Origin of the sequence: Mycobacterium sp. Marseille-P9652 (assembly GCF_902652685.1) — a bacterium.
Taxonomy (GTDB): domain Bacteria; phylum Actinomycetota; class Actinomycetes; order Mycobacteriales; family Mycobacteriaceae; genus Mycobacterium.
Genome location: NZ_CACRUY010000035.1, coordinates 1 through 12655, shown reverse-complemented (window position 1 = coordinate 12655; position 12655 = coordinate 1). Strand labels below are relative to the sequence as shown.

14 protein-coding genes are annotated in these 12655 nt (G+C 70.5%); all 14 read left to right on the top strand.

The window, feature by feature from the left end; all coding sequences use genetic code 11:
- Positions 1–6: 6 nt before the first annotated feature.
- On the top strand, positions 7–1005 hold the full coding sequence (locus GPY60_RS17710) for an acrylyl-CoA reductase family protein (RefSeq protein ID WP_156688999.1): 999 nt from the start codon (positions 7–9) through the stop codon (positions 1003–1005).
- A 22-nt stretch (positions 1006–1027) separates the two neighbouring features.
- A complete protein-coding gene (locus tag GPY60_RS17705; protein WP_156688998.1) occupies positions 1028–1999 on the top strand; it encodes an NADPH:quinone oxidoreductase family protein in 972 nt (323 codons plus the stop codon).
- 191 nt (positions 2000–2190) lie between these two features.
- The gene (locus GPY60_RS17700; protein ID WP_156688997.1) at positions 2191–3285 is read left to right on the top strand and encodes a homogentisate 1,2-dioxygenase; all 1095 of its coding nucleotides are present in this window, start codon (positions 2191–2193) and stop codon (positions 3283–3285) included.
- Positions 3282–4451, top strand: a complete 1170-nt coding sequence (locus GPY60_RS17695; RefSeq protein WP_156688996.1) for an alpha/beta fold hydrolase — start codon at positions 3282–3284, stop codon at positions 4449–4451. Before GPY60_RS17700 ends, GPY60_RS17695 begins: the two co-directional genes overlap by 4 nt.
- Positions 4451–5650, top strand: coding sequence for a CaiB/BaiF CoA transferase family protein (locus GPY60_RS17690; protein WP_156688995.1), 1200 nt, complete (start codon positions 4451–4453; stop codon positions 5648–5650). The genes GPY60_RS17695 and GPY60_RS17690 overlap by 1 nt, the downstream gene beginning before the upstream one ends.
- Positions 5647–6540: a hydroxymethylglutaryl-CoA lyase gene (locus GPY60_RS17685; RefSeq protein WP_156688994.1), complete on the top strand. Its 894-nt coding sequence runs from the start codon at positions 5647–5649 to the stop codon at positions 6538–6540. The genes GPY60_RS17690 and GPY60_RS17685 overlap by 4 nt, the downstream gene beginning before the upstream one ends.
- A complete protein-coding gene (locus tag GPY60_RS17680) occupies positions 6540–7151 on the top strand; it encodes a TetR/AcrR family transcriptional regulator (protein WP_156688993.1) in 612 nt (203 codons plus the stop codon). Before GPY60_RS17685 ends, GPY60_RS17680 begins: the two co-directional genes overlap by 1 nt.
- A 19-nt stretch (positions 7152–7170) precedes the next feature.
- On the top strand, positions 7171–8409 hold the full coding sequence (locus tag GPY60_RS17675) for an acyl-CoA dehydrogenase family protein (RefSeq protein WP_156688992.1): 1239 nt from the start codon (positions 7171–7173) through the stop codon (positions 8407–8409).
- Positions 8406–9398 carry a phosphotransferase family protein gene (locus GPY60_RS17670; RefSeq protein WP_156688991.1) on the top strand — a complete coding sequence of 331 codons (993 nt, stop codon included), beginning with the start codon at positions 8406–8408 and terminating at the stop codon, positions 9396–9398. Before GPY60_RS17675 ends, GPY60_RS17670 begins: the two co-directional genes overlap by 4 nt.
- Positions 9395–9742: a DUF6285 domain-containing protein gene (locus tag GPY60_RS17665; RefSeq protein WP_156688990.1), complete on the top strand. Its 348-nt coding sequence runs from the start codon at positions 9395–9397 to the stop codon at positions 9740–9742. The genes GPY60_RS17670 and GPY60_RS17665 overlap by 4 nt, the downstream gene beginning before the upstream one ends.
- Before the next feature lie 12 nt (positions 9743–9754).
- Positions 9755–10144 carry a nuclear transport factor 2 family protein gene (locus GPY60_RS17660; RefSeq protein WP_156688989.1) on the top strand — a complete coding sequence of 130 codons (390 nt, stop codon included), beginning with the start codon at positions 9755–9757 and terminating at the stop codon, positions 10142–10144.
- Between the two features lie 33 nt (positions 10145–10177).
- A complete protein-coding gene (locus GPY60_RS17655; protein ID WP_197283717.1) occupies positions 10178–10714 on the top strand; it encodes a YceI family protein in 537 nt (178 codons plus the stop codon).
- Between the two features lie 30 nt (positions 10715–10744).
- Positions 10745–11158 carry an Rv3143 family two-component system response regulator gene (locus GPY60_RS17650; RefSeq protein ID WP_156688988.1) on the top strand — a complete coding sequence of 138 codons (414 nt, stop codon included), beginning with the start codon at positions 10745–10747 and terminating at the stop codon, positions 11156–11158.
- 318 nt (positions 11159–11476) lie between these two features.
- A partial coding sequence (locus GPY60_RS26670) for a PE family protein (RefSeq protein WP_197283716.1) occupies positions 11477–12655 on the top strand: 1179 nt, incomplete at its 3' end.

Below are 12655 nucleotides of genomic sequence, written 5' to 3'. Positions count from 1 at the left end.
CAAGGGATGGACACGTTTCAAGCGCTCGTCGCGCGCCAGGACGGTGACCGGATCACGGCTTCGGTCGAGGCCCTGACCCCCGACGATCTTCCACCCGGCGAGGTGACGATCCGGGTGCTGTATTCGAGCGTCAACTTCAAGGACGCGCTCGCGTTGACGCCGAACGGCGGCGTGGTCCGCAGCTATCCGGTGGTGCCGGGCATCGACCTGACGGGCGAGGTCGTCGACTCCCAATCCCCCGAGTTCGCCGTCGGCGACAAGGTGCTGGCGCACGGCTATCAGATCGGCACCGGCCACCACGGCGGCTACGCCGAATATGCCCGGCTGCCCGACGACCAGGTGGTGTCCCTCGGATCGTTGAGCCCCCGCGAGGGCGCCGCCATCGGGACCGCCGGCTTCACCGCCGCGATGAGCGTTCAGGCGCTCATTGATTGGGGGGTCGAGCCGGGGGCGGGTTCGGTCGTGGTCACCGGCGCCTCGGGGGGTGTCGGGTCGGTGAGCGTCGATCTGCTGGCGGCCGCCGGCTACCGGGTGGTGGCCTCGACCGGCAAGGAGAAGGCGGCCGGGCTTTTGAAAGAGCTTGGCGCCGCGGAGGTTATCGGCCGGTTGCCCGCCGACCCCGACGCGAAGCCGCGTCCGCTGGCGAAGGCGCGCTGGGCGGCCGCCGTCGACTGCGTGGGCGGGGCGACGCTGGCCGACGTGCTGAGCACCGTCGACTACGGCGGCGCCGTCGCCTGCAGCGGCCTCACCGGTGGCGCGGCGCTGCACACGACGGTGATGCCGTTCATCCTGCGCGGCATCGCACTGCTCGGGATGGATTCGGTGCAACTGCCCATCGACAAGCGGCGCAAGCTGTGGGCGCTGCTCGGCGATTCGTTGCGCCCCCGGCATCTCGACGCCCTCACCAGCGAGGTCGACGTCAAGGACGTCGTCGGCGTGCTGGACCAGCTGCGCGACGGGGCGTTCACCGGCCGGGCCGTGGTGCGGGTCGCGGGCGGGTTCTGAGCCGACAGTAGGCTCTGCGGTCATGCGCGCGGCACGGGTGACTCGGCTGGACGGTCCGGAAGCAATCGAAGTGTCGGAGGTGGACGAACCCAACGGTGACGGCGTGGTCGTGGAGGTGCACGCGGCCGGTGTGGCGTTTCCCGATGCGCTGCTGACGCGCGGGCTGTATCAATACCGCCCGGACCCGCCGTTCGTGCTCGGCGCCGAGATCGCGGGCGTCGTGCGGTCCGCGCCCGAGGGGGCGGGGGTGGGTCCCGGCGACCGGGTGGTGGGCCTGACCATGCTCACCGGCGGCATGGCGGAGGTCGCGGTGCTGTCCCCCGACCGGGCCTTCAAGCTGCCCGACAACGTGAGCTTCGAGGCGGGCGCCGGCCTGCTGTTCAACGACCTGACCGTCTACTTCGCGCTGACCGTGCGCGGCCGCCTGGCCCACGGCGAGAGCGTGCTGGTGCACGGGGCGGCCGGCGGAATTGGAACGTCGGCGCTGAGGCTGGCGTCGGTGCTCGGCGCGTCGCGCGTCATCGCGGTGGTCAGCACGCCGGACAAGGGCGAGGTGGCCACCGCCGCGGGCGCAACGGATGTGGTGCTGGCCGAGGGGTTCAAGGACGCGGTGAAGGAGCTGACGAACGGGCGCGGCGTCGACATCGTCGTCGACCCGGTCGGCGGCGACCGGTTCACCGATTCCCTACGCTCGCTCGCGCCCGGTGGGCGCCTGCTGGTGATCGGCTTCACGGGGGGCGAGATCCCCACGGTCAAGGTAAACCGGTTGCTGCTCAACAACATCGACGTCGTCGGCGTCGGCTGGGGCGCGTGGGCCGCGACGCACCCGGGCGCGCTGACCGAGCAGTGGGCCGGCCTCGAGCGCCTGCTCAGCACCGGCGAGCTGCCCCCGCCCGAGCCGGTGGTCCACCCGCTCGACGAGGCCGCCGCCGCGGTGGCGTCCCTGGAAAACCGCACGGCCAAGGGCAAAGTCGTGCTGCGCGTGCGCGACTGACGACCCAGGCCCTCTCCACGACACGTCAACGTCCGCGACGACGCGCCGAGACGCATCGCGCTGAGTTACGTCTCGCGAACAGGTCGACGAGCCGAAGACACTGACTCCGCCCTTGTGCCACCTCAGAAAGAAAAGTAACGTCACTTTCAGTTCTAGTCGGCGTCGTTACCGGATCAAGCCTGGGAGCTTCCATGGAATCCTTCGTCCACCTGCGCAAAGGCCGCACCCCGCGGCGCCTGCACGCCGACCTCGCCGGCCTCAAGGACGACGAACTGGGGCGCGGCGGGTTCACCGGCCGGACCGCCAACATGTATCGGCGCCACGACCCCACCGCCTACCGGGCCGTCGGCCCGCTGCGGCCCGTCGATGTCCTGTCCAGCGAGCTCAAGCCGAGCGACGCGACCGATGCCGACGGCGGACCGCTGCTGCTGTTCAGCAACGAGGACTGCCGGATCTTCTTGAGCCGCCGCCACGAGGCGATGCCGTACTACGCGCGCCATGTCGACGGCGACCTCCTGTGGTTCGTCCACCGCGGCAGCGGCGTGGCCGAGACCGAGTTCGGGCCGCTGCCCTACCGCGAGGGCGACTGGGTGTACATCCCCAAGGCGTGCACCTGGCGGCAGGTGCCCGACGGCGAGACAACGCTGCTGATGGTGGAGACCACCGACGAACTGCGGGTCCCGCCGCCCGGCACGCTGGGCCGGCATTTTCCCTTCGACCCGTCGCAGGCGACCATCCCCGAACCCGCCCCGTCCGACGATGACGGCCGCGACGAGTACGAGGTGCGGCTCTTTCACGAGGGCGGCCCGACAACGCTGTACTACCAACACAATCCGCTGGACGTGGAGGGCTGGCGCGGGGACAACTTCCCGTTCACCTTCAACATCGCCGACTACAACGTCGTCACGTCCGACAGCGTGCACCTGCCGCCGACGGTGCACCTGTTCATGCAAGCCACGGGCGTGTACGTGATGAACTTCCTGCCCAAGCCCGCCGAGGGCGTGCCCGGCACGGAACGTACCCCGTGGTATCACCGCAACGTCGACTTCGACGAGATCGCGTTCTTCCACGGCGGTTCGCTGTATGGCATCCCGATGCCGCCGGGCCTGATCACCCATGCGCCCCAGGGGGTTCACCACGGCGCCCCGGAGAAGGCGCGCGAACGGGCGCGCCGCAAGTTCGACGAGTACGACCGCGTCGACTGGCAGGTGATCGCCGTCGACACCCGCCGCCGGCTGACCCCGTCGGCCGAGGTGCTGGCCCACGACCTGGGGCAGCACTCGTGAAGCACGAGTACGAGCGCATCCCGTATCTCGTTGCCTTTCAGAATGATTCGGGTGTCCGCGACGTCTACGGCGGGTTGGCTGAGATCACCGTGCTGGAGAGCTACTTGCTCAAGCCCGACAGGCCGTCGGACACGGTGCTGGTGTTCATGCATCCGATCGGCGGCGGGGCTTATCTGCCGATGATCAACGCGCTGGCCCGCGCCGGTCACCATGTCATCTACTGCAACAGCCGATTCCGCGGCACCGACTCGGCGCTGCTGATGGAGAAGGTGGTCGAGGACCTCGGCGAGTGCATCAAGGACGCGAAGAAGCGGCTGGGCTACTCCCAAGTCGTGCTGGCGGGGTGGAGCGGCGGCGGCTCGCTGTCGCTGTTATACCAGCAGCAGGCACAGCACCCGACCATCACATCGAGCCCGTCCGGCGACGGCCCCGACCTGACCAAGCTGGAGCTGCCCGCCGCCGACGGCATCATGCTGCTGGCCGCCCACATCAGCCGCCACGGCACGCTCACCGAATGGCTGGACGCGTCCATCCTCGACGAATCCGACCCCACCAAGCGCGACCCCGAGCTCGACCTCTACAACCCCGACAACCCCAACCAGCCGCCCTACACCGAGGCGTTTCTGGGCCGTTACCGGGCGGCGCAGGTCGAGCGGAACCGGCGCATCACGTCGTGGGTCAAGGACCAGCTGGCCGCCCTGAAGTCTGCGGGCCGCCCGGACGACGAGTTCTGCTTCGTCGTGCACGGCACCATGGCCGACCCCCGCTGGCTGGATCCGGCCGTCGATCCCAACGAACGCACCCCGGGAACCTGCTATCTGGGTGATCCCCGCGTGGTGAACATGGGTCCCGTCGGGCTGGCACGCTTCTGCACGCTGCGCAGCTGGCTCTCCCAGTGGAGCTACGACGACGCCCGCGGCGACGGGGTGGCCTGCGGGCGCGACATTGCCGTCCCGGCGCTGGTGATCGGTAACCTTGCCGACGACGCCTGCACACCCAGCCACACCCGACGGCTCTTCGAGGCGATCGGGCATCATGACAAGGAGATGCACGAAATCCCCGGCGCGACACATTATTACGCTGGCCCCGACCAGCGGGACAAGCTGCGCGCGGCGGTCGGCGTGGTCACCGACTGGCTGGTCCGGCACGACTTCGCGGAGGCTTGATGAGCGGACCGCTCGACGGCGTCCGGGTGCTGGAGCTCGGCACCCTGATCGCCGGACCCTTCGCCGGCCGGCTCCTCGGCGACATGGGCGCCGACGTCATCAAGGTGGAACCGCCCGGCGCCCCGGACCCGTTGCGCACCTGGGGCCAGGCCGAACTCGACGGGCACCGCGTCTTCTGGACGGTGCACGCGCGCAACAAGAGGGCGGTGACGCTCGACCTGCGCAAGCCGCGCGGCCGCGAGCTGTTCCTCGAGCTCGTCGAGCGATCCGACATCGTCGTCGAGAACTTCCGCCCGGGCACGCTGGAGAAGTGGAACCTCGGCTACGACGTGCTCAGCGAACGCAATCCGCGCATCATCCTCGTGCGGGTGTCCGGCTACGGGCAGACGGGGCCCGACGCGCACAAGGCCGGGTACGCCTCGGTGGCCGAGGCCGCGAGCGGGCTGCGGCACCTCAACGGCTTCCCCGGCGGGCCGCGGCCCCGGCTTGCGCTGTCGCTCGGCGACAGCCTGGCCGGCATGTTCGGCGCGCAGGGCGCACTGGCCGCGCTGTACCGGCGCAGCGTCACCGGGCGCGGGCAGGTGGTCGACGTCGCACTCACCGAATCGTGCCTGGCCGTTCAGGAGTCGACGATCCCGGACTACGACGTCGGCGGCGTGGTGCGCGGGCCGTCGGGCACCCGGCTGGAGGGCATTGCGCCGTCGAACATCTACCGCAGCGCCGACGGCTCCTGGGTGGTGATCGCCGCCAATCAGGACACGGTGTTCGCGCGCCTGTGCAAGGCGATGGGACGCCCGGAGCTGGCGACCGATGACCGGTTCGCCACGCACGGCGTCCGGGGCCGCAACCAGGACGAGCTCGACGAGATCATCGGCGCCTGGGCGGCCGAACGGCAGCCCGGCGACATCATCGAGACGCTCAGCGCCGCGGGCGTGATCGCGGGCCCCATCAACACCGTCGCCGAGGTGGTCGAGGACCCGCAGTTGCGGGCGCGCGGCATGCTCGTCGAGCACTACGACGAGCGCATCGGGCGCGACGTGCTCGGGCCGGGCGTCGTGCCCGTGCTCTCGGAGTCCCCGGGCCGGGTGCGCAACGCCGGACCCGCGCGGCCGGGCCAGCACAACGACGACGTCTACATCGGCCTGCTCGGCAAGACGCCGGACGAACTGAAGGATTTGAGGGCGGAGGAGGTCGTATGACGCACGTCCGGATCCGCGAGGTCGCGCTGCGCGACGGCCTGCAGATCGAGGCGCCGATCCCGTTGTCCGCCAAGCTGGAACTGCTGGCCGCCATCGCGGCGACCGGCGTGCGGGAGGTGGAGGCCACCGCCTTCGTCTCGCCGTCGAAGGTCCCGTCGATGGCCGACGCCGCCGAACTGGCCGCGCACCTGCGCGACTACCCGGACATCGAATTCTCCGCGCTCGTCGCCAGTCCAAACGGCGCCAGGCGCGCGGTCGCTGCCGGCCTGCGATCCATCGAATACGTGGTGGCGGCCAGTGACGCGTTCAGCCGGGCCAACGTCGGGCGGTCCGCCGCCGAGGCCACCGAGCAGATCCGGGACATCGTCGCGATCGCGCACGACGCCGGCGTCACCGTCGAGGTCATCGTGGCCACCGCGTGGGACTGCCCGTTCGACGGGCCGACGCCACCCGAGCGCGTCCTCGACATCGCCGTGGCCGCCCGCGAGCGCGGCGCCGACCGGTTCTCGATCGCCGACACCATCGGCACCACCACGCCGGGGCGCGTCAGTTCGCTGGTCGCCCAACTGCGTCCGTTGCTCGGTGACATGCCACTGGGCGGGCACTTCCACAACACGCGCGGCGCCGGCCTGGCGAGCGCCTACGCGGCGGTGAGCGCCGGGGTCACCCGGCTCGACGCATCCGTCGGCGGGCTGGGCGGCTGTCCGTTCGCCCCGGGCGCCACCGGCAACATCGCCACCGAGGACCTGGTGTACCTGCTGCGCGACAGCGGCTTCGGCGTGGACCTCGACCTCGACGCCACGATCGCGGCCGCGCGTGTCGCCAAATCGGCTGTTGGGCATGACCTTCCGGGCGCACTGTTGCGCGCGGGCGACCGGATCCGGGCCTGATGCCCGCCGGCACGCTGACCCCCAAGGGCCGCCAGACCCGGCAGGCCATCGAGCAGGCCGCCCGGAAGCTGTTCGCCGAGCGCGGCTTTCACGGCACCACGCTCGCCGACATCACGTCGGCCGCCGGCAGATCGCCGGCGGCCTTCTACCGCTACTACGCCGACAAGGAAGACCTGCTGGCCGCGCTCGCGGAGTCCTTCCTGCACGACGTCGTGGAGCCGTCCGGGCTGAGCCTGCGGCTGCCCGAATCGCCCGACGACGACGCGTTTTTCACCGCGGTAGTGACCGGATACTGGAACATGTTCAAGCAGAACATCGGCATCATGATCGCCGTCGCGCAGCTCGCCGCCACCCAGCAGCGCTTCGCGGCCGTGCAGAACGAGTTCCGGAGATTCGGCATGGACATCGTGGCGGCCTCGGTGGCCCGCGCCCAGGAGCAGGGCTACGGTGCCGAACTCGACGCGCGACACATCGCGGCGGCGATCGCGCTGCTGTTCGAGAACTTCACGACCGTCTTCGTCGGCGCGTCCGGCCTGGACTTGGAGATCAGCGACACCGATGCCATCACGACGCTGGCGACGGTGTGGAAGAAGACTTTGTACGGCGCGTAGAGGAGTCAGAGGAGTCAACGTGGATTTCACCCTGCCCGAACACCTTCCGGGCCTGCTCGCGGAGATGGACGACTTCATCGAGGCCGAGATCAAGCCGCTGGAGCGCGAGAACATCCAGTATTTCGACAAACGCCGCGAACACGCCCGCACCGACTGGGACAACGACGGCATCCCGACGCGGGAGTGGGAGGACCTGCTTTCCGAGATGCGCCGGCGGGCCGACAAGGCGGGCTGGCTGCGCTACGGGCTGCCGGCATCGCTCGGCGGCCGCGACGGCAGCAACGTCGACATGGCCGTCATCCGGGAACACCTGGCGCACAAGGGCCTTGGCCTGCACAACGACCTGCAGAACGAGTCCTCGATCGTCGGCAACTTCCCGCAGGTGATCATGATGGAGCGCTTCGGCACCGACGAGCAACGGCGGGCGTGGTCTGAGGCGTTGATCACCGGCGAACGCTCGATGGCATTCGGCCTGTCCGAGCCGCTGCACGGCTCGGACGCGACGTGGCTGGAAACCCACGCCGAACCCGACGGTGACGAATGGGTGATCAACGGCGCCAAGCGGTGGAACACCGGCGTCCACCGCGCCACCCACGACCTGGTGTTCGCCCGCACCTCCGGGGAGCCCGGGCAGGCCCGCGGCATCACGGCGTTCCTGGTTCCCACCGATGCGCCCGGCTTCACCGTCCCGTATTTCTGGTGGACGTTCAACATGCCGACCGACCACGGCGAGGTGGTGCTCACCGACGTGCGGGTACCGGCCGACGCGGTGCTCGGCGAGGTGGACCGCGGCCTGGAGGTGGCGCAGACGTTCCTGCACGAGAACCGGATTCGGCAGGCAGCCAGCAGCCTGGGCGCCGCCCAGTACTGCATCGACCGGGCCGCCGAATACGCCGGCAACAGAACCGTTTTCGGCAAGCCCCTGTCGGTGAACCAGGCTGTCCAGTGGCCGCTGGCCGAGCTGCAGACCGAGGCCCAGATGGTCCGCCTGCTGGTGCATTACGCGGCCTGGCACGTGGACCGCAACCACCACATGGAGGTGTCGGACAAGGTGTCGATGGCGAACTACCGCGCGAACCGGCTGGTCTGCGACGCCGCCGACCGGGCCATGCAGATCTTCGGCGGCCTCGGCTACAGCCGGCACGAGCCGTTCGAGCACATCTACCGCCACCACCGCCGCTACCGCATCACCGAGGGCGCGGAGGAGATCCAGATCCGCCGGGTGGCCCAGCGACTGTTCAAGTTCGGCAAGCAGTGAGCGAACTGGCGCCCAAACTTGCCGACGTCCTCGAGCCGGTCCTCGGGGCCGGTGACGTGGCGATCGAGCATCTGCGCGCACTCACCGGCGGAGCCAGCCGGACCACGTGGGCCTTCGACGCGGTCACGGGAACGCGGCGCCGGTCGCTGATCCTGCGCATCGGCCCGCCCGACGACGTGCACGCCGGAATGGAGCTCGAAGCCCGGTCTCAGGCCGCGGCCGCCGCGGCCGGCGCACCGGTGCCGCACGTTCTGGTCGCCACGGATTCCCCGGCGGCGCTGGGCAATCCGTTCCTCATCTGCGACGCCATCGAGGGTGAGACCATCGTGCGGCGCATCCAGCGTCGGCTCGACGCCCCCGGCCGGGCCCGCCTGCTGCGTCAGTGCGCCGACGCGCTGGCGGCCATTCACCGCGCCGACGCGACCGATCGGGCGCTCACCGGCGAAGACCCACTCGAGCAGTGGCGCGCGCGCCTGGACGACATCGGCGACACCACCGCCACCTTCGAGTGGGCGTTCCGGTGGCTGCAGGCGCACCGGCCCCCCGCGCTGTCGGCCCGGGTCCTGGTGCACGGCGACTACCGCATGGGCAACCTGATCGTCGACGGCTCCGACCTTGCCGCCGTGCTGGACTGGGAGTTGGTGCACGTCGGGGCGGCCTACGAGGACCTGGCCTGGTTCTGCATCCGGGCCTGGCGGTTCGGCGCCCCCGCCAGCCTGGGCGCCGGCGGCCTCGGCAGCATCGAAAGCTTCCTGCGGGCCTACGAGGAGGCCGGCGGGACTACCGTCGACCGGGTGACGTTCCACTGGTGGCTGGTGCTGGCGACCCTGCGCTGGGGCGTCATCTGCCGCTACCAGGCCGAGCGGCACCTGAGCGGTCAGTTCCGATCGGTGGAGCTGGCGGCGATCGGGCGCCGCGTCTGCGAGACCGAATGGGACCTGCTCGAACTGCTGGAGATGCCCACCTTCGCAGAGGAGGTGCGCCCGTGATCGGCGCCTACGGCCGTCCCCTGGCGGCCGAACTCGTCGCCGCGGTCGCGGAATTCCTGGAGACCGACGTCCGGGCGGCGACCACCGGGCAGGTGAACTTCCACGCCCGGGTCGCCGCGAACGCGCTGCGCATCGTCGAGCGCGAACTGCTCGACGAGAGCGAGGAGGAGTCCCGGCTCGCCCTCGCCGACTTGGGGTTCAGCGACGAGGAGGAGCTGGCCGCCGCGATCAGGGCCGGCGAGCTGGACGGGCGCGACGACGAGGTCACGGCCTGCCTGCGCACGGTGGTGGGCCGCCGGTTGGCCGCGGCCCACCCCGGATACGACGTCGAACCAGCAGAGTAGGAGCCGGTACCGATGCCCACGACCAGCGCGCAAACCATCGCCGAGGTGGCCGACCGCCTCTTCCCCGCGATCGAGAGGGGCGATTTCGCCGCGGTCGACCGGATGTGGAGCGGCGACGTCGCGGTGTGGCGCACCGGCGCCAAGCGCGACGACGACAAGGGCCGCGCGCTGCGGGTGATCGACTGGTTCATCACCGCGACGACCGCACGCCGCTACGAGATCCTCGACCGGCAGTTCTTCGACGCCGGCTTCGTCCAGCAGCACGTCCTGCACGCGAACGGCCATGCGGGGCAATCGATCTCGATGCGGGTGTGCATCGTCATCAGGGTCGGCCCCGACGGCCTGATTACCCGGATCGACGAATACTTCGATCCCGCCCAGATCGCGCCGCTGCTGTCCTAGCGGCTACATTCGCCCGAATCGAAGGGAGTGACGGTGACGACCCTGGAAATCCTGCTGAACGACCCCGAGATGGCCGGCGCCTGGACGCTGGCCCCGGACCGCTCGACCATCACGTTCAAGGTCAGCAACATGTGGGGCCTGCTGAACGTCAAGGGCCACTTCACCGACTTCTCCGGCGAGGGCCAACTCACCGGCGACGGCGGCGTTTTCGGCCGCATCGACATCCGGGCCGCCTCGCTCGACACCGGGATCGGCCGTCGCGACAAGCATCTGCGCTCGGCCGACTTCTTCGACGTCGAGCGCTTCGCGGACATCGCCGTCGTCGTCAGCGCGGCCCACCCGACCAAGGGCAGGTCCGCCGACCTGCGGGCGGAGTTGACCATCAAGGGCGTCACCGCGCCGCTGACGCTGCCCGCCACGATCAGCGAGCAAGAGGACGGCTCCATCCGCGTGTGCGGGGAGACCAAGCTGGAGCGGGCCCCATTCGGCCTCGGCAAGAACATGCTCGGCATGATCGGGGCGAACGCCACGGCGGCCGCCGACGCCGTCTTCGTGCGGTCGCACGGGTGAGAACACCGCGGCAGCAGTACCATCTGCACCGTGCCTGAGTCGACCACCGAATCCAGCGCGGCCCTGAGGGTCCTCGTCTACAGCGATAACGCCAAGACCCGCGAACAGGTGATGCGGGCACTGGGCACCCAACTGCACCCCGACCTGCCCAAGCTGACCTACGTCGAGGTGGCGACCGGCCCGATGGTGGTCCGCACCATGGACGAGGGCGGCATCGACCTCGCCATCCTCGACGGCGAGGCCACGCCGACCGGCGGCATGGGCATCGCCAAGCAGCTCAAGGACGAACTCGACACCTGCCCGCCGATCCTCGTGCTCACCGGGCGCCCGGACGACGCCTGGCTGGCCAGCTGGTCGCGGGCCGAGGCCGCGGTGCCGCATCCCATCGACCCGATCGTGCTCGGACGCACGGTGATGGGCCTGCTGCGGACTCCGACGCGCTAGCCGTTCGCCGAACTGCGGCCGGCTAGGTGCGAGTACACGTGGCGACGAGATCGGCGTACCACATGTTCTCGACGCAGATTGCCAACTCGCACTAGATAATCGGCGGAGCACAAACTCGGCGGCGACGCAGACGGGCTCCGTCAGAACCACGCGTCACATGAGTTAAGGACCTTTGGCCCTACGTGGGTGCGGCTCCAAAGTCAATTCTGAAAACGGTCGATTTCAATACCCCCCCAGGTGTGGGGGTCGTTGTTCGGCGCGACGTGATTCAGCGATGACCAGCGGGGCTGACCTCGTTTGGGTACTGGGAGGTCGGCGATGTCGTTCGTGGTTGTCGCGCCGGACATGTTGCACGCGGCGGCGGAGGATATCGCCCGAATCGGTTCTTCCGTCAGCTCCGGCAACGCGGCGGCCGCCCTCTCGACGACTCAGGTGGCGGCGGCGGCCGGTGATGAGGTGTCAGCGGCCATTGCGGCGCTGTTCGGTACCCACGGCCAGGAGTTCCAGGCGCTGGCCGCGCAGGCGGCCGCGTATAACGAGGAATTTGTTCGCACGCTGAGCACGGCGGCGGAGTCGTATGTGGACACGGAATCCGGTCTCGCCGCTTTGCTGCAGGAGGCCCTGGGCGGAGCCACCGTGCCCACGGCTGCCGCGGCGTCACCGATTGCCAATGGGTTCCAGACTTTCATCTACGGCCCGATTCACACGCTCAGCCAAGCGTGGATCAACAGCGTGTTCGGTCAGGTGCTCGACCCGATCATCAACTTCCCCACCGATCTGCTCTTCGGTCGCGACCTGATCGGCAACGGCCTCCTGGGAACGGCTTCCAACCCCACCGGCGGGCCTGGCGGGTTGTGGTTCGGCGACGGTGGGGCGGGTTATTCGCCGACCGGTAGCACACCGATGGCCGGCGGTAACGGCGGCAGTGCCGGCTTGTTCGGCAATGGCGGTCCCGGCGGTGCCGGGGTCGCCGGCGGGGCCGGCGGCACTGGCGGCGCCGGCGGCTGGCTGATGGGCACCGGCGGCATGGGCGGCACGGGTGGCGCCGCCGTCACCCTGGGCGGTGTCGGGGGCACGGGCGGTGCGGGCGGACAGGCCTTGTTGTTCGGCGACGGCGGGTTCGGCGGGGTCGGCGGGGCCGGCTGGCACGGCACTCCCGGCGGCAACGGTGTCAACCCCGGCGACTCCGGAACCAGCGGCGGTCCCGGCGGCACGGGCGGACTCGGCGGCGCCGGTGGGCGTGGCGGGGTGGGCGGGGGGGGCGGCGGGGGCGGGGGGGTGGGGGGGCGCGGCGGGGGGGGGGGGGGGGGGGGGGGGGGGGGGGGCGGGGGCGGGGGGGGGGGGGGGGCGGGGGGCCGGGCGGCGACGGGGCCGGCCGGGGCGGGGAGCGGTGCCGGGGCCGCGGCGGCCGGCGCCTGGCCGCGCCGCTGCCGGGTCACCTGGCGCTCGTTGGTCCCCCTCGCGCGCCGCCACCCCCCCCGTCCGGCCACCGCCGCG

Bases quoted from the DNA above. Each gene is read 5' to 3' on its own strand.
- GPY60_RS17680 (WP_156688993.1), top strand. From the start codon at position 6,540: ATGCCCGCCGGCACGCTGACCCCCAAGGGCCGCCAGACCCGGCAGGCC.
- GPY60_RS17690 (WP_156688995.1), top strand. From the start codon at position 4,451: ATGAGCGGACCGCTCGACGGCGTCCGGGTGCTGGAGCTCGGCACCCTG.
- GPY60_RS17685 (WP_156688994.1), top strand. From the start codon at position 5,647: ATGACGCACGTCCGGATCCGCGAGGTCGCGCTGCGCGACGGCCTGCAG.
- GPY60_RS17660 (WP_156688989.1), top strand. From the start codon at position 9,755: ATGCCCACGACCAGCGCGCAAACCATCGCCGAGGTGGCCGACCGCCTC.
- GPY60_RS17700 (WP_156688997.1), top strand. From the start codon at position 2,191: ATGGAATCCTTCGTCCACCTGCGCAAAGGCCGCACCCCGCGGCGCCTG.
- GPY60_RS17710 (WP_156688999.1), top strand. From the start codon at position 7: ATGGACACGTTTCAAGCGCTCGTCGCGCGCCAGGACGGTGACCGGATC.
- GPY60_RS17705 (WP_156688998.1), top strand. From the start codon at position 1,028: ATGCGCGCGGCACGGGTGACTCGGCTGGACGGTCCGGAAGCAATCGAA.